Genomic DNA, 18,130 nt, shown 5'->3' with positions numbered 1-18,130 from the left:
TATCATTGCCACTATCGATAATCTGCCGGCCGCGATGCCAATCAGATAAAGGACAGCCATGTTTGCCCCTACTATTAGCACGCGCCGCCGTGCCCATTCGCCGCGTATCGCAACGCCTTTGAGTATCGCCATCAGCGTGGTGTTTGGTGGCTTTGCAGTTACTGCTCAAGCAGCACCTGCGAAAAGTGAAGCCTCAAACACCGAGTCACCGCAGCTCATTTATGCACGTCTACAAAATCCTGACACCACCATTGATGAAGATCGTTTAGTGAGTGACGACGTGGTGGCGCAAAAAACACGCTTGTTTTTTGAATGCACGCAAGTACAAACTGATGCAGCTCGATTGGCCTGTTTTGACAAAGTTTCTCAGCAAGGAGAAACCCCAAGCTATACTGGTAGCAAGCAGCCGCTAGATTTGGCAAAGACCATCAAAAGTACCTTTACAGGCAGTCCACAAGTGGTATTGGCTGATGGTACAACACGCACAGCCAATGCTGCGCTGAGTGACAACGATAAAGGAAGTGAGCCTGTAGTCGCCACATCAGCAGATAGCACTAAAGATGAAACACAAATACTCACCGATATTGGCGTAACCAAAAGTGAGGTGGAACAATATACTCCACTTAGCTTGGCTTATGACTTGGACAAAAACAGTGAGCGTGGTACATGGTCAGCCCGCCCGCACCGCCCAATGTATTTGCTGCCGCTGTTTTATAGCGTTGATCCCAATCGTGATCCCAGTACGCCCAGTCAAGAAGCCGTCGAGTTCACCTCCAATGATATGCGCAGTACCGAGCTAAAACTGCAAGTGTCTATCAAGACCAAAGTCGCCGAAGATCTATTCGATACTAATGCGGACATGTGGTTTGGCTATACACAGCAATCACACTGGCAGGTCTATAACGAGGACAACTCGCGTCCGTTTCGCGCCACAGACTATGAGCCTGAGATTTTTATCACTCAGCCTGTAACAGCCAACCTACCTTTTGGTGGCCGTTTGCGCATGCTTGGTGTGGGCGCATCGCATCATTCAAATGGTCAGTCTGATCCTCTGTCACGCTCATGGAATCGTCTGTATGTGATGGGCGGCGCAGAGTGGGGCAAATTTGCCATCGTGCCACGTTTATGGACACGTATCAATACAGAGAGCAACAGTGATAAAGACGATAACCCAGATATCGAGGACTTCATGGGCTATGGTGACGTGACTTTCTTGTATGACTTGCCCAATGAGCAAAGTCTGAGTGGTACACTGCGCTACAACACCAAAACAGATAAAGGCGCGGCGCAAATCGACTATATCTACCCGCTGTCAAATAATGTCAATGGCTACTTACAGGTGTTCCATGGTTATGGTGAGTCTATCATTGATTACAATCATGAAAACACCGCTATTGGTGTTGGCGTGATGCTTAACGACTGGAAAGGCTTGTAAGCTTTTATTAATCCAATACCAATCATCGCCGCTTATGTATCGACCACGGTTTGTTCCGTATCAGACAGGTTTGTGGTTGACAGCGTATATAGATGGTCGCTGTCAGCTTTGCCGCATGGCGCGCCGCCAGCAAACCATGCTTGGCTGGCGCGCTCTGCTGGACACTGAGGTTTGCTGGTTATGCGAGGCTTGTCATCAGTACATATTTTGGCTGCCCCAGCCCTTTTATGTAGATACTGCATCAGGTGAGGCGCTGTCCATTCAGCCTGCCACTTATTACGATTATCCCATCCGCCAAGCAATCGCCGCATTCAAGCATCACGAAGACCTGACCAAGCTGCCCTTACTCATCCATGTACTGCGCCAACTCCCGCGTCCAAAAGGCTGTCATGCGCACAACAGCGTCATTATATCCATGCCAACGACCAACAAGCGTTTAATCAAGCGCGGTTTTGATCCTGTGACTATTTTGTCTGCCCATCTCTCCAAGCATTGGCAAATACCGCTTTGGTATGGTGTGCAGCGTATCGATGACACCATCAGTCAGCAAGGACTAAGCCGTAGTGAACGTCTGACCAACCTCAATAATGCCTTTATGCTTACCACACCGCCACCTGCCAAGCAACTACTGTTATTTGATGACGTCGCAACCACAGGTGCTAGCTTGCAAGCGCTCGCCAATACCTTCTATACCTCTTTATCCAATAGCTCCTCTGTAAGCCGTGAAATGATGCAACACCCTATTAGCGCCTATGCGCTCGCACATGGTAGCCATCATTCGAGCTAATCTATTTTAATTGTCCAACCGTTCTTGATAACAATCAGCGTTATAGTCTGACTTAAACACTATTTTTATGTATACTAAACATAGTGATATTGTTACTGGGTTTTGTATACCTGAAATTATAAGAATAATGAGACATAGTCAATCAGAATATTGATTGATGTCTACATATATCAGAGATTTAAGAGTGGTAAACGACTATTTAGATGGTATCTAAGTTAATAATTGTGGAATGAAAATTGCAATAATTACTATGATAAATTCTTTTTTTTCAATGTCTTAGCAGATTTTTTGGCATAATTTATAAATAAAATACAATCAGATATTATTGTAATAGGATACTGATGTGAATATAACCACATACGACTTATCGCGCTCATGCCACAGATATCATCAGGGTTTTACCTTAGTTGAATTGATGGTGACAATGTCGATTCTTGCGATTGTTGTCGGTATTGCTGCACCGAACATCAGTACTCAGCTTGCCAATCAGCGAGTCAAATCAACTGCAGCTACGGTTGAGAGTATATTAAGAGAGGCTAAAGCAGAGAGTATCATAAGACGGAACGATATATCTTTTAGTTATGATGAAAACAGTAATCCAAAGATGGTTGTTCTTAGGGGAGATGATGGTGTAGTCATATCAACTTACAGTTACGATGTGAAGAGTATAATAAAAGGTACGGTCCCTACCGTTTTCCGACCGAATAAATCAGTAGATGCATCCGCAGTTTACACTGTTTGTGATAGTAATCCCAATGTGGCACCTAGGCAGATCAGTATTAACTCATTGGCCAATATTAGTAATAAACAGGGAGGGAACTGTTAATGATTCAGCATCAAAGAGGTTTTGGCCTCATTGAAGTTTTAGTTGCATTATTATTGTTGGCAGTGGCTATTTTAGGGTTTGCTGCTATGCAAATGACTTCGGTGCAAGCAACAGATGAAAGTTTGATGCGTACCCGCGCGCTTGCAGTGATGAGAGGCGCAGCCGAAATGCTACGTACAAACCAAAACAGTATCAGTAATTTCAAAACGGCAGTGAATGGAACAGCTACAACAATAACTGTTGATGATGTTGCTATAACCAAAGATAGCTGTATAAAAAATACAACTACTGAGCCTACTGCTACGGACAGTTGCACTATTGCTCAATTAGCTACGCGAGATGGCTTATTAGTGAATTCATATGCGCTTACAAATGGATTATCTATAGGCTTAGTACCTAATGGGTGTCCAGGAACATTAGACAATCAAGTGCGCCAATGCTTTGTTGCCAGTTGGGGTGATACGACGCTTGATCTGGATAATGATAATGATAAGGCTTGTGCCAACGCCAATGGAACTTATAAAAATAGTGCTGAGTGTTTTATCATGGAGGCATACTGATGATATCTAAGAGAAGGTACCCATTAACCTACTTCAATCAAGCAGGTTTTACTTTGATTGAGCTAATGATTTCATTGGTGCTAGGCCTACTCATTTCAGCTGCTGTTATTCAGATATACCTGATAAATGTTCGAACCAGTAGTATCCAAAAGAGTGGTAGTGAATTACAAGAGGCCGGAGTATTTGGGTTACAACAGCTAGAACAGAAGCTAAGAATAGCAAATTTAGGAAACCCTACGACGCAAATCAACGATACAACAGTCAATGGCGGTGTTGTATTGACAGGGAACAATATTGACGTCACGCCTTATGACGATACTGATTATTTAACTAGGCGCGCAGGCGATAGCAAAAATGGTGATGAAGACGGTTGGACTGGTATCTCTAACACAGAGGTTGCTAGTGACCAATTGACTATTCAGTATATAAACGTTACTGGCAATCCAATGAATGATTGCGAAGGCTCTACTGTTGCTGTAAACGACATTGTTATTGAACGTTATTTCTTGAGAGTTTCAAGTGATAATAGTAGTACAACTGATGTTAAGGACTTGGTGCTAGCGTGTGATGCTGGGCGAGTAGCTACAGGTGGTGGGATACAGTTAATTAATCCATTATCAGATGAGCGTAACTTTGGTCAAGCAGGTCAAGAATTTATCCCAAATGTGGATCAGTTTAAAGTTTTGTTGGGCACGCAGTCAGTAACAGCACCAACCGCAGGACAGGTTATGTATCTTCCCAGTAGTGCGTATTTAGCGATAAGTTCTACTAAGCCTGCAATAATGGCACTCAAAGTTGGAATAATAGTTCATGGTAGCACTCCTACTATAGGCAGTACTGATCAAACATCTTTTAAGCTATTAGGCGAAAGTAATAACTTGAACACAGACAATACCCGCAGCAAGCAAGTACGGATGACCTATGAGTCTACAGTTATATTGAGAAATGCACGGGTGGTCAACGTGAGTACTGGCTTATGACCATAAGATTAAGATTCTACTAGGAAGACTAAAATGATGAACTACCGCGACTTACTATACTCAAAAAGCAAATGTGTCAAAATAGACTTGACATATCGCAGCACTGAGCAGGGAGCAGTATTGATAGTGGTACTCTTGTTTTTAGTACTTATTATGTTGGCTGGTGCAATAGCAGTGAAGCAGAGTAATACTGATCTTAAAATGGCAACAGGTGATCAGATAAACACCGTGATATTGCAGTCATCAGACAGTGCCAATCAGAAACTAGAGTCGATGTTAAATGATAGCGATGGCTCTCCCGGAACTGAGCATCGTGATGTGATCAGTGCTACGGGCATATTTGGTCACTTTATACTAAATGAAGAAAACACAACAAATGAGTTTATATACTGTTTTAATCCTCGTACAAAAAAATATTTCGCGACTAATGCGACGGTACTGACAGAAGATGGAAAATATTGGAGTAACACAAATAATGGGACATGTGATTACACGAAGGCAGAGGACTATACCAGTGCTCGACAAACCGTCATGACCCAAATGAGTGTTACAACAACACCAATACAAGGAGCTGATCCATTTAGTCATGTGGTTATTGGTAAAGAAATTCAAGATAAAACCAGTAAAAGATATCGATTTGATCTTCGTGCAACATCTGCCTTACCAGCATATAGCGCACCCAAAGTGGATAGTGATAACTGCTTTGAAAAAACCAGTATTGAAGCTAATGTAAAAAAAGATGGCATTTCATTGAACGATTGTATGAAAGAAGCTAAAACACCCAGTAAAATGCTATATGAGCAAGTAGATGTAGAGAACGTCTCCTCATCTACGGTATGCATCCCCTTTGGTAAAGGTAAAGGATCATCTTGTGCTCTTTCAACCAAGCCGTAGAGCATTTGCTTACCTAATATAAGGATAGACGTTATGAAGCAACTTAATAAGGCAACGCCATCTGATCGAGGAAATGGTTTGAAACTAAAGTACTTGGTTATTGTGATGGCATCAGTTATCTCAATACCTGTAGCACAGGCAGATGTAGCGAAAAAGCAAATTGGCGATCTAGAAATTTATAAAGCTGCTGAAGGTGGCAAAGTCATCATTACCATGATGCTTGATACATCAGGTAGTATGGACGCTGGTTATTCGACAAGTGCGTGTGATCTACCCCCAGGAGTCTCTTCTCAAGGAGTAGAAACAGAGCTATCAGCAACCGTCCCTCAGTACACCAGAAGATACTGTAAAACTCAATCTAGTACTAGTAGTAATAGAACCTATTTTTATCGCTATCAAGCCTCAAGTGATAAGTGGTATCGATGTGGCGCGGCTGATGGATCGGGTTCAAGCACGTATGGTTCAAGTGTTTGCAATGCAAAAAGTGATGGCCCCTCTTCAATTTATGATTTCCAATATATTAGCACGAACAATCAGAATGTTTATTACGCCTATAAAGAGAGTAAAGATTATATTAAGGAATATGACCGTTTGACGCGGCTCAAGGATGCTATCTTCACTTTGATGGACAGTAACAAGTTAGATGCTGATAAAGTAAAGATTGGTATTGGTCAGTTCTCCACGCAAAGTAACAGCTCTAACAGCTATAAATATCCTGATGGCAGAAGTGGCAAAATTTTAGTACCAGCTGCATTATTAGACCAAACTCAGAAAAATGCTATTAAAACAGCAGTGGCTGGTTTAATAGGAAGAAATGGAACACCAACGGCTAACGCGTATGCAGAAGCTGGTGCCTATATGTTAGGAACAAACACGCTTTATTCTTCGAGTTCTACCTATAGTGGCTTTGATGATTCTGTATCTAGCTCTAAAACCAATGGTAACTATATTAGTCCATTGTCATCCTCATCTTCTACCGCGACATGTGATGGCAGAGGTATATACTTTTTGACAGATGGCAATCCAAATAGTGCTCCTAATCCTAAGGCGCTCATGGATGTTGCTTTAGGAGCTAAAGGTGCTACATTTAGCATACCATCAGATACGCTGCCAAGTGGTAGTGAAAACAATAACGGTATGCCTCAAGTAGGTGCGTTTGCTAGAGCGTTGCGAAATCCAGCACAAAACCCATTGAATCTAGATATTTTGACAGCAGTAGTAGGGTTCGGTTCAGTCTTTGATGTTGATAGAGATGCAGATGCTGATAAACCAGAGAAGGATAGGGTGATTCGTAAGTTATCTTATGTAGACTCAAAAGGAACTCAAAAAACAAGAGAGTTTTATAATTGTGAAAAAATCTCAAATAAAGATGCAAAGAATGCCTGTAACTGGGGAGAAAAGTCACATCCTTCGTTACCTAATGTAGGCGGGTTCGGTGAAGGTGGGTTTTATTCTGCCCAGTCTACCGATGATGTCGTAACGAGTATTACAACTTTTGTTAGCGATCTAAATCAAACGTTGCCTTCAACCCCGTCTGGTACTATCAGTGTGCCTGATGATCCTTATCGTCCCGATAGTCAGCTTGCATTTGCATATTATCCTATTTTACAGCCCAAAGTTGCTGATAACGCGGTTATTTGGGAAGGTAATATGAAGAAATATAGCCTAAATGAAGGTACCTTATATGGAAAAGATAATAATAAACTATTTAAAAATATCGCAGGAGAGCTAAATAAGAATACACAAGACTTATGGTCAGATAAAGACTATGTTGGTGCGAATGATAAGGTGGAGTCAGGCGGGTTTTATGCCCAGTTGAATACGCCCGATACAGGGGTTGAGTCAGTTAGAACATTATATGTAGAGGACTTTAGCGCTTCAAATGATCAGAGACCTGTTTTAAGAAAAGTATCCGTCAACAGTAATGGAAAATTCACTTTAGATGGCACCATATTATCTGACACAAACAATTTTAAAGATACTGCAACTTATTCTGAAGCAGTTTTGAGAAAGTTATTGAACTTCTTAGGTTTTGATGTCCTTGATACATCAAAAAAAGTTAGTGAAATGACTCTTAGTATTGAAAATGCTTCAGGGCCCATCAAAGTCGTTGGGGCAACTCTACATTCGAAACCTGCTTCAGTTTCCTATTCTGCTGAACTTGATTCCGAAGGTAGAGTTACCGACAACCGCGATGATTATGTATTATTTGGTTCCTCAGAAGGTGGACTGCATCTAGTAAACACAGATAACTATAGTAACGCTAATGATGGAGGGAAAGAAAAGTTCGTTATCATCCCTCGAGAGATGCTAAAAAATCCTAGCAAATCAGATGCGCTCATAAAAAATCAGAAGAAGGGTGCAATCGGTATCCCAAACTTCGGTATTGATGCGCCTTGGCTTGTAGATGCTGACTACAAGTACAACATAAATGCTAGCAGAGTGACTGTAGGTGGAGGGGTTTTCGCTTATGGTGGACTGCGCATGGGCGGTGAAGCTTTCTATGGTGTGGACATTACTGATAGTAATGCCCCAGGTATGATGTTTACCATTACGCCATCCACATCAGGCTTTAGCCGTATGGGCCAAATATGGTCGAAGCCGACGAAAGCCAAAATTAAAACTACAACCAGTGATACAGATGAGGGAACCGACGTTTTAATATTCGGCGGTGGCTATGATATGTGTTACGAGAATGAAGATTTCCAAGTTGGTGTTACCGATGTAGAACTTGGTGCTTGCTCTAATAAATCTTCTGCCAAAGGAAATGCAGTATATATTATCAATGCCAAAACAGGCGCCTTGATCTGGTCTGCATCAGGTGATAGTGGCGCAACAAAAACGGTTACTGCGATGAAAAACAGCGTTGTCGCTGGTATAACGACTTTAGACAGAAATAATGATGGTTATATGGATCATATTTATTTCGCAGACTTAGGTGGTCAGATATTCCGTGCTGATTTTACCAACGCTGGTTTCGTCAAACCAGTAGCATCAGGAAAAAGCTCACCTGAATCAAGCTTTAGTAATGTAGGTGTGACTCGTATACTCAAAAATACGTATACATCCAATGATGAGCGTAAGTATGCTTATCGTTTTTATGAGCGTCCAGTTGTGAGCTTTTATAGCAACCCTAAGACCAATAGTTTGTTTGCACTGGTTAATGCTATTTCTGGTGATCGTAGCTCGCCTCTGTCTAAAATGCGTGATAGCACAAATCATGCTAATAGACTATACGGTATTATAGATAATGCTGTTACTCAGCCTAATAATAGGTTTTATACTGGTGGCAGCAATAGCATAGTAGACCTGACTGACAGTAGCTTAGCCCAGCTACCCATAGCGATGGGTGTTGCCTCATCAGCAGGATATAGCAATGGGCAGAAGGATAAGACCATTAGCGAGATGCAGAGCACAACCACGCAGTCCGCACAGTATCAAGGATGGTATTATCCATTAACTCGCTTTGATGGTTATGACAATGTTAGATACACCAAAGGTATCGGGAAATCTGAAGTTATCGATAGTTTTTTGTATACTACAGTTTACAATCCAGATATGAGCTATGGTGCTACAGATTCTTGTACTGCACAAATCGTTGGTGGTTCAGAACGTCAGCTTTACTGCTTACCTTATGGAATATGCAGAGAGTCCAGATCTAAAAATGGAACAGCAGGTTTCGTACGTGCAGGTAAAGGTATTCAGGAGCTGACATTAGGTCCACGCAGCTCGAAGCTATCAAACCAGAAACTCCTTATTGGTACACAAACATTGAATGAGCGTGCTGAGAACAGAGTGGAGTTTGGACTTACTGGTGATAAGAGTACCTATAGCCAAATTGATGACGCACAAAATCTAACTCAAACTGATCAAATCCTAAGTGATGGCTCTGCACCAGCGCTTATACACAAGGAACGCTTCACTTTACAGCCAAGAACATGGTACGAAGTAGAATGATAAGGTGATTGAATAAGTATGAATATAATACAAAGACAGTCAGGTTTCACCCTTATTGAGCTGATGACCGTAGTTATTATAATAGCTGTACTAGCTGCGGTTGCCATACCATCATATCGTCAGTATGTGGTACGTAACAGTGAATCGCAAGTACAGGCTCATTTAAAGAAGCTAGAAACAGAGTTGAATCGATGGCGTGCCACAGCATTGACCTATAAAGGCTTTAAACCAAAAAAACTAACAAATATCGGTGCCGTAAGCTATGATTATGATGAAACTGATAATAAGACCATATATACTCCGGCTGGTAGTGATAACACAAACTATCGCTATAAAATTACTCTTGTAGATGGTAATACAGGTAATAGTCTAGTATCTGCATCAAATAGCTATTCTACTGTAGGGAACTCTTGGCGTATGTTGGCTGAACCTAACAATACAGGTATCACCAAAGATGCCAGTATTATAATGACCAGTAGCACGGGTACTCAATGCAAAAGTAAAGATACAACTGTTACAGCCACATCTACTGATTGCGGCATAGGACAAACAGGATGGTAACATGATGCAGGCTAGTAGTAGGAATCACGGGTTTACCCTTGCTGAGATGGTTACTGTAGTGGGTATTATCGGAATACTTGCCGCAATTGCGTACCCCAACTATCAGCGGTACGTAATGGAGACCAAACGTACTGACATGATGAGTGAAATGCAAAATATTGCCATACAGATCGAAAGTCGCAAACTAGCTCAAGGGAGTTATAATGCTAATACCCTAACAGGACTTGGTGGTGATTATCCAAAGCAAGGAGCCGCTCTATATACAGTAACTTTCACCCCACAACCGATAACGAGAGCGTGGACGATAATAGCTACGCCAAAGGTTGATCAACAAATGGCGAACGATGGCAATCTGACATTAAACTTTCAAGGCATCAGATGTCGAAATAATGTTTGTGGCGTAGGAGATGAATGGAGGTAAGGCACTTCTGTCAAGTTTTGTCTGTCCGTAGATAGGAACTGCAGAGGAAACTGACAAAAATAGTCACGCTAAAACCTGGTTTGTCCTTACAAGGTTAAGAACTGACAATTTTAAGTAACTACTTTGTAATATTAGTAACTATTTAGTTTCATATTTTGCGTAATGTTGTTTTTGGTGTGGCAGTCCACCTAAAAAACGTGCCAGATTTATGTCTTATAAAGGTTAATACAACATTTTTTAAGATTTTAATAAAAAGTTGGCATAAGAACTGCAACATTATAAGTAAGATGATTAGATATAAAATATCTGATAGTTAATCTACAAACTTATAACGCAGATAGTGATACGTCAATGTGATGGCCTATCGCTCTATTATACCCAAGGAGTTCTTATGAACGCTCAAAAAGGTTTTACCCTAATCGAACTAATGATCGTTATCGCCATTATCGGTATTCTAGCGGCGATCGCTATTCCCCAGTACCAGAACTATATCGCTAAGTCACAAGTTAGCCGTGTCATGAGTGAAGTGGGCTCAATGAGAACTGCTAGCGAAACCTGCTTGAATGATGGCATCGATGCAAGCGATTGCGACTTTGGCTGGACCAATAGTAACCTACTAGGTGCCGCTACTAATCAACTACAAGGTGATGCTCTAGTTGCTACTTTTGGAGCAGCTGGTGAGAACAGTACTTTAGTAGCTACATTCGGTGGTAATGCTGCTACAGCTATTGATGCTAAAACTTTGACATGGACGCGCTCTGGCGAAGGTTCATGGACATGTTCTACTACTGTTGATGCTAAGTATAAGCCAGCTGGCTGTTCTGGTAGCTAATACTATGTTACGTGTTATAGATACTTTAAAAAATAAAGAGCTATTAATAGCTCTTTATTTTTTTTTATTTATTGTTGGTTTATCTTTAGGTGTCTCATCTAGATTTTATAATGAGTTTAGAGTTTTACAGATTTTGATACTAATTTTCTTTGGTGTAAATCAAATTTATACCAAGAAGGTTCTTGTTTCTAAAATAGATTTGTATTTATTTATATTTATATTATTTGGGCTTTTTTATTGGAGTAATTATTATTATTTATTGTGTGATGTAATTTTATTTTACTTGATATATAAAAATATATATATTATTCAATACAATAAGTTTTTTACAAAATTTATTTTGTACTCAAGTTTTTATATATTTCTTCTATTACCCATATCTATAGCTGACTATATATCTTCAGGAACTTATTATCCTATATGGTATCCTATGCCATGGAATATTAGGATATATGACAGTTATTTTTTAGTGTTAATGATGTTTGCTACTTGGTTCTACATAGAGGATGAGAATAAAAAGTATAATTTTGTAAATCTTATTTTTATATTTATAGCGCTTTTGGCGGTACTATTAGATGGAGGTCGTTCAGTATTACTTAGTTTCACTATTTTTTGCTTTGTAATGGGCTTCTATTTTAATAAAGTAAGATACAAACTATTATCTGTATATATGGCTTCTTGGCTTTCATACGGTATTATTATTTGTCTAATGAGTCTAAACCAAGATGATGTGTATATAAAAATAGCTAGAAATACATCAGGTGGTAGATCTGAATTATGGCTTAATGCCATAAATAGCTGGGTCAATAACCCGATAATGGGTAGTGGGTTTTATCAGCTAGACAAATTTAATTATTTGTCTGCTCATCCTCATAATATATTTGTTCAATTCTTAACTGAAACAGGCTTAATAGGGTTTGTTTTTCTTATAATATTTTTTATATCGTTCATTATCCAGATTGATCGCAGTTCAAGAAAAAAATATTTTGCTTTAGCAAGTATGCTCGCTGTACTTATAGATTTCTCCTTGTCTGGATCATATATATATCCAATAACTCAAATGATATTTTTATGGCTATTTGTTTTCTTGATAAATAAAAATAATAATATAGAAATCTATAATAAAAACAAAAGAGAGTATGGTTTTTTATTTTGGATGTCTTTTGTTTTATTAGGATGCTGTATAATTCTATATGGAGGGTTGTTTTTTAATACTAATATGCTGCCAGCTGATGATAAATTAGTAACGCCTCCTAGGTTTTGGGATTATGGATATCGCATGTTTTAGCATACTCAATAGTTGAAAGAGAGAATTATGTTTAAAAATATTGGTATATGGGATATTTTACAAGTAACTGTATTAATATTAGTAGTTTTAATTTTTAGCTATTACTATTCAAATAATCAGGCCCGCAATCAGCTCTGGTTAAAAACATATCCTGTTAGAGCGGAACTATCTGTGCATCAAATTAGCTGTAGTGATGATGCTCCTAAATGGCTGAGCGATGTCTTGAAACATCAAGTGAATCAAAACAATGCACCATCCAATCAGATCGCCTATATAGATCCAAAAGGAAGATTACACCATTGCGAGAACGGTTACGTTGGTCAATATCCTATTATCTCAAATACTGTAAAAGAAAATACTCGCTATCGTTATGCCAGTATTACTAAATTATGGACAGCAGATACGATTTTAGACTTAGTAAAAGGAAATAAGCTATCGTTAGATACTAAACTCTCTGAAGTTTTAACTGAGATCGATAAACCAAAAGACGAGCGTGTTAGTGATATTACTATCCGTCAATTATTGACTCATCGCGCAGGCTTTGACCGCTATAGTATATTTGGTAATGATATGTTTGGTATTGGGAAAGATATTTGTCCCAATCATTTAGATGAGTTAAATACGATCGAACTAAATTTTGAGCCTGATAGCAAGACCAGCTATTCTAATTTAGGTTATTGTTTACTTGGTGCAGTAATTAGTCGATTGGATAGTGGTATGCCCTACAATCAAGTGATAGCTGAGAAATATAATTTTGAGAATACTACGTTGCAGTTTGTTTCGAACTCTCGTATTGTAAATGAAGTAGACTATAACTACATAGAGACAGGACTAACTGGTCATTCAGATATTTATACAGCATTTGATTATGATGATTTGGCATCAGTCGCAGGTTTGTCAGGCAATGCCATAGATTTGGTCCGTCAAGTCCATATGATGGCAAATAAAACTCAACCCAATATTTTGACTATAGATGCTCCATCGCATTGCCATTTACAGAAGTTTTCAGAGTGTTATGGCTACGCTATGCAACCTTATCAACCTAGTGAGAATATGGTAAAAACTTACTATCGTAGCGGTAATCTATTAGGTCTTTCATCATGGGTGGCAGCCAGCGATAACGGCAGCGTGGTGGCATTATTGAGTAATGGTACGCCAGATGATGTTAAAACAGATGGTAACCAGTTACAGAAGCTGCTCTATAAATTTATGAATCCATAAATATTATAGTCTGCTCTATAAATTTATGAATCCATAAATATTATAGTCTGCTATATGTATTTCAAATCATAAAATACATTTAGAGTAAGAGGTGCATCATGAGACACAAATGTATCTATAGATCTGCTCAACAATCGGGTTTTACTTTGATAGAGCTCGGTATCGCTATTGCAATTATTGGTATCTTAGCTGCTATCGCAATATCTCAATATCAGGTATACCTAGGTAGATCGCAGAGTGTGCGGGTAATCAATGAGTTAGGGCAATTGCGCATAAATATAGAAGAGTGTATACAAACAGGTACTACTATTATTGGTCGCGAGCCAATTGAATGTAATCCACATGCGCCTGCTTCTACATTACTTGTAGGTAACTCACAAGTTGGTACAATATTACCTGCTGGTATGGGTGTTGCCCAAGTAACCGACCCGCTCACATTGACGACTAATATAATGGGAGTATTATCAGACAAAGCCATGCCTATACTATCCGGTAAGAAAGTCATATGGGCACGTGCGATAGAGGGGTCTTGGTATTGTATTAGTAGTATCGAAGCAAAGTATTTACCTAAATATTGCCAACATGATGCAAGTATTTGACTTAGATTTCAAAAAAGCCACCTAATAGGCGGCTTTTTTATAGACTTACTACTAACTAATAAATCCTACTTCTCTAAATACTGCAATTTTCCTTCAGCGCCATCCCATTTTTCTGCTTCTGGCATTTTGTCTTTCATCTCAGTGATGTTTGGCCATTTTTGTGCCAGCTCTTCGTTTAGCTCGATAAAGACTTCTTGGTCTTTTGGCACTTCGTCTTCTGAGAAGATGGCATTGGCAGGGCACTCAGGCTCGCAAAGGGCACAGTCGATGCACTCATCTGGATCGATAACGAGAAAGTTAGGGCCTTCATAAAAGCAGTCCACAGGGCAGACTTCTACACAATCGGTGTATTTGCAAAGGATGCAGTTATCTGTAACGACAAAGGTCATAGGGATGTCTACCTGTTGTTGATGTGGCTGATAAAAATAAAATGTATTTTAGCGCTTTTGTGTCGATTTAACAAATATCTTTAGGATTTAATGTGGGCTTTGAGTTCATAAAGGATGTCATGGGCTTGTTTGGGCGTGAGACCGTCTGGATCGATATCAGTTAACTGGTCATGTAGGCTAAGCATTTGATTTTGCTTTTGATTGTCTACATAGTCATGCCGCGGCGCTTCTACAATATCATCGAGATGTTTAGTCTCTTGACTATCAGCGGATTCGCTTTTGTCCGCGAGTGAATTAGCTAAGTCGATTTTGTCATGATTGAGCACTGCGCTGTGGTTAGGCAAAGTACGGTTTAAATATTGCTTGGCCTCTTCGAGCACGGCTGCTGGGATGCCTGCCATTTTTGCCACATGTAGTCCAAAGCTGGAGCTGGCGGCGCCATCGCTGATTTTGTGTAGTAAGAGCAACTGACCGTCAATGTCACTGGCGGCAACATGGACGTTACGAATATCGTCACTTACTTTTCCCAATTGCGTCAGCTCAAAGTAATGGGTGGCAAATAATGTCAGGCCGCCAATCGCTACTAGACGCTTGACGCAGGCATGAGCAATGGCGAGTCCATCAGTGGTGGCGGTGCCGCGTCCGACCTCATCCATCAGTACCAGTGATTTTTCAGTAGCCAGGTTTAAGATAGTCGCAGTTTCGATCATCTCGACCATGAAGGTAGATTTGCCGCCTGCGAGGTCATCGGCAGAGCCAATACGGGTGAAGATACGATCAATATCACCAATATGTGCGTGTTTGGCAGGGACGAAGCTACCACAATGGGCAAGGAGCACGATCAGTGCCGTTTGACGCATATAAGTGGATTTACCGCCCATGTTTGGTCCTGTGATCATCAATAATCGTTCAGGATGCGCGCCGCTACCAAGTACGCAGTCATTAGCGACAAAGTCATGGCGGCTGCTACTGGTCTGATGGCCGCTTGAGGTGTGCGTACGATCCAGCACGGCTTCAACGACAGCGTGCCGTCCCGCCTGAATATCAAGGCTAGGAGGTGCTTGGTGCTGCGAAAACAAATCGCCATTTTTTGACGACATTACTGTGGGAGATGCCTCAGCAGCAGTCATGACAGGGCGCTGCCAGTCGTAGGTTATGGCAAGGTATGCCCAATTGCTCAGTACATCAAGCTGTGCAATAGCGGCACTAAACTGCTGTAGCTGCGGCAGATGAGTGCTAAGCGTGGTCAGCAGTTCTTGGTACAGCTGTTTTTCACGGGCCAGTGCTAGTGTTTGGGCGCTGAGATATTCGCCCTCGAGCGTTTTTAACTCATCGGTGATAAAGCGCTCGCTGTTTTTGAGCGTTTGCCTGCGGATAAAGTGACTGGGTGCATTTTTGGCCTGTACTTTTGGCAACTCAAAATAAAACCCACTGACCTTATTAAAGCCAACTTTTAGACTGGGCAACTGGTGTGCTTTGCGCGCACGCTCGGCCATGTCATCTAATGTGGTTTGGATATTGTCATGCAGGTGGGTGAGACGATCAAAAGTCTCATCAAAGCCAGTGGCCAACATGCCACCATCACGAATATGCGCTGGTGGTTCAGGGACAATCGCGCGCTCAATGTGATCGGCTACTTGCTGTACTTCAGGCAGCTGGTCGGGCAGCTGCTGCATCAATATGGCCAGCAATCCTGCGTCATCAGGATGAATGTCAGCTTGGGTTAAGCGAGTGGTCAGTTGCTGACTGCTATTGATGGCATCAGCCAGTTTGCGTAGGTCGCGCGGCTTGGCACTCATCAAGGCAATACGGCTACTGATGCGCTCGATATCACCGATACTGTGCAATATCTCGCGCAGATCATCGACTAGTGTATTGTTTGCTGAGTTATCAGCCTTTGGTAGTAGGTGACTGATGGCGTCTAAACGCTGATTGATACGATCGTGCTGACGTAATGGGCGCTTCATTTGTTGTAGCAGCAGTCGCCGACCCATAGGCGTGTGGCAATGGTTGAGTACCGATATCAAAGAGGTACCATTACTGCTGACAGGACTGAATAGCTCAAGATTTTGTTGGCTACTGGCGTCGATAATCAAATAGTCATCATTGTACTCAACAAGCAATTGATTGACCTGTGGCACGTGGCGCTGCTGGGTTTGCTGTGCGTAATGAATCAAAGCAGCACAGCTACTTTGTGCCAGTACGCTCTCGGCGATACCCAAACCGTCCAAACGCTGAACGTCAAACTGCTGACAAAGTGTTGCCGCCGCATGCTCACGGTGAAAATCGCTGGCTGCTACCTCAATGATGGGGCAGTCTAGTGTACTACGTAGCCATAGCAGCCATGTTTCGGGCAAGGCTTCACTGACGATACATTCACTAGGGGCAAAGCGCGCCAGCACAGTCAGTATCTCAGATTGTAGCGCGTCGCTATCGTCATAAGCGGCTTGTACACTTTGGGTGGTCAATGTCCCAGCGGCGAGGTTAAGCTGGCTGATGGCCGCTTGCATGGGCTGGTGGCTGTTGCCCTTAGGAATACTGATATCTAGCGCGGCAACGGTGGGCGTGTGGTTGGGTGCAATAAGCGCATCGTCGGTGATGGTGCCTGCTGTCAGGGTTCTCACCACTTCACGGCGCATGATACCGCCCGTTGCAGGCTTGCTCGCAGTAGCGGTATTTTTTTGGTTGTTATCGTCAGCAGTCGCTGGGGCGTCCTCGACCTGTTCGCAAACCACCACCGTTTGCCCTGCCGCAATCAGCCGTGCCATATAACTGTCTGCAGCATGAAAGGGTACTCCCGCCATGGCAATCGTTTGCCCAGTTTTGTCCGTACCGCGGCGTGTCAGCGTGATGTCGAGCAATTCTGCTGCTTTTTTGGCATCTTCAAAAAACAGCTCATAAAAGTCTCCCATACGGTAAAACAATAACGCATTGGGATACTTCGCTTTCATGGTCAGATACTGCCGCATCATTGGGGTGTGGTGCGCCAAATCGTAATTGACTGCGCCGATGGTCAACAAGGTGGTGTCAGTAGTGTCGTTATAAGATTGGGTCATACACGGTCTCAAAGGTTTCATAACAAAAAGTAGGGTGCGCAACGATCAGACAGTGCCATCAATAAGTAGCGATATACTCGCATTGGTGGGTAGCTATTGCCAGACCCGTATTCATGTGATGGCTGGTCGTTTTAGCGTAGAGATGGCGTATTGTCGCCATGATAGCGCTGGATTTTAAGAAAATGTCGTTTGCACCCGATAGGCAGCAGCGGCTGCAAGACACTGGGTTGTCTAAAAAAGCAGGTTTGGGTGACAAAAGTGTCCCTATTTTAACATGAGCCATCACGCTTTGGCGGCGGTAAATATCTACAAACTGCCCTTGTA

The 18,130-nt window shown here is 41.6% G+C and carries 15 protein-coding genes; 13 read left to right on the top strand and 2 right to left on the bottom strand.

What is annotated here, in order from left to right:
• Positions 1-58 precede the first annotated feature (58 nt).
• From ACFI32_RS01055 to ACFI32_RS00995, 13 genes are all read left to right on the top strand, one after another.
• Positions 59-1,435 carry a phospholipase A gene (locus ACFI32_RS01055; protein WP_462624635.1) on the top strand — a complete coding sequence of 459 codons (1,377 nt, stop codon included), beginning with the start codon at positions 59-61 and terminating at the stop codon, positions 1,433-1,435.
• A 76-nt stretch (positions 1,436-1,511) separates the two neighbouring features.
• The gene (locus ACFI32_RS01050) at positions 1,512-2,222 is read left to right on the top strand and encodes a ComF family protein (RefSeq protein WP_462624634.1); all 711 of its coding nucleotides are present in this window, start codon (positions 1,512-1,514) and stop codon (positions 2,220-2,222) included.
• Between the two features lie 343 nt (positions 2,223-2,565).
• Positions 2,566-3,048, top strand: coding sequence for a pilus assembly FimT family protein (locus tag ACFI32_RS01045; protein WP_462624633.1), 483 nt, complete (start codon positions 2,566-2,568; stop codon positions 3,046-3,048).
• On the top strand, positions 3,048-3,608 hold the full coding sequence (pilV, locus tag ACFI32_RS01040; protein WP_462624632.1) for a type IV pilus modification protein PilV: 561 nt from the start codon (positions 3,048-3,050) through the stop codon (positions 3,606-3,608). The genes ACFI32_RS01045 and pilV overlap by 1 nt, the downstream gene beginning before the upstream one ends.
• The gene (locus ACFI32_RS01035; RefSeq protein WP_462624631.1) at positions 3,608-4,588 is read left to right on the top strand and encodes a PilW family protein; all 981 of its coding nucleotides are present in this window, start codon (positions 3,608-3,610) and stop codon (positions 4,586-4,588) included. The genes pilV and ACFI32_RS01035 overlap by 1 nt, the downstream gene beginning before the upstream one ends.
• Before the next feature lie 33 nt (positions 4,589-4,621).
• On the top strand, positions 4,622-5,482 hold the full coding sequence (locus tag ACFI32_RS01030; protein WP_462624630.1) for a pilus assembly protein PilX: 861 nt from the start codon (positions 4,622-4,624) through the stop codon (positions 5,480-5,482).
• A gap of 33 nt (positions 5,483-5,515) precedes the next feature.
• Positions 5,516-9,439: a pilus assembly protein gene (locus ACFI32_RS01025; RefSeq protein WP_462624629.1), complete on the top strand. Its 3,924-nt coding sequence runs from the start codon at positions 5,516-5,518 to the stop codon at positions 9,437-9,439.
• 18 nt (positions 9,440-9,457) lie between these two features.
• On the top strand, positions 9,458-10,000 hold the full coding sequence (locus ACFI32_RS01020; protein ID WP_462624628.1) for a type IV pilin protein: 543 nt from the start codon (positions 9,458-9,460) through the stop codon (positions 9,998-10,000).
• Between the two features lies 1 nt (position 10,001).
• The gene (locus ACFI32_RS01015) at positions 10,002-10,421 is read left to right on the top strand and encodes a type IV pilin protein (RefSeq protein WP_462624627.1); all 420 of its coding nucleotides are present in this window, start codon (positions 10,002-10,004) and stop codon (positions 10,419-10,421) included.
• 391 nt (positions 10,422-10,812) lie between these two features.
• A complete protein-coding gene (locus tag ACFI32_RS01010; RefSeq protein ID WP_462624626.1) occupies positions 10,813-11,253 on the top strand; it encodes a pilin in 441 nt (146 codons plus the stop codon).
• A 4-nt stretch (positions 11,254-11,257) separates the two neighbouring features.
• Positions 11,258-12,541, top strand: a complete 1,284-nt coding sequence (locus tag ACFI32_RS01005; RefSeq protein ID WP_462624625.1) for an O-antigen ligase family protein — start codon at positions 11,258-11,260, stop codon at positions 12,539-12,541.
• A 27-nt stretch (positions 12,542-12,568) separates the two neighbouring features.
• Positions 12,569-13,762 (top strand): serine hydrolase domain-containing protein, encoded by a 1,194-nt coding sequence (locus ACFI32_RS01000; RefSeq protein ID WP_462624624.1) that lies wholly within the window; start codon positions 12,569-12,571, stop codon positions 13,760-13,762.
• A gap of 98 nt (positions 13,763-13,860) precedes the next feature.
• Positions 13,861-14,361 (top strand): pilin, encoded by a 501-nt coding sequence (locus tag ACFI32_RS00995; protein WP_462624623.1) that lies wholly within the window; start codon positions 13,861-13,863, stop codon positions 14,359-14,361.
• 65 nt (positions 14,362-14,426) lie between these two features.
• Here ACFI32_RS00995 and fdxA read toward each other — a convergent pair whose 3' ends face one another.
• Both fdxA and mutS read right to left on the bottom strand, forming a co-directional pair.
• Entirely contained in the window at positions 14,427-14,750 is a 324-nt protein-coding gene (gene fdxA / locus ACFI32_RS00990; protein WP_462624622.1) for a ferredoxin FdxA, read from the bottom strand.
• A gap of 80 nt (positions 14,751-14,830) precedes the next feature.
• Positions 14,831-17,806 (bottom strand): DNA mismatch repair protein MutS, encoded by a 2,976-nt coding sequence (gene mutS / locus ACFI32_RS00985; RefSeq protein WP_462624621.1) that lies wholly within the window; start codon positions 17,804-17,806, stop codon positions 14,831-14,833.
• Positions 17,807-18,130 lie beyond the last annotated feature (324 nt).

The organism is Psychrobacter sp. PSi21, from assembly GCF_054960615.1.
Note: the sequence above shows the minus strand (reverse complement) of the source record. Positions and strands in the feature narration are given on the sequence as shown.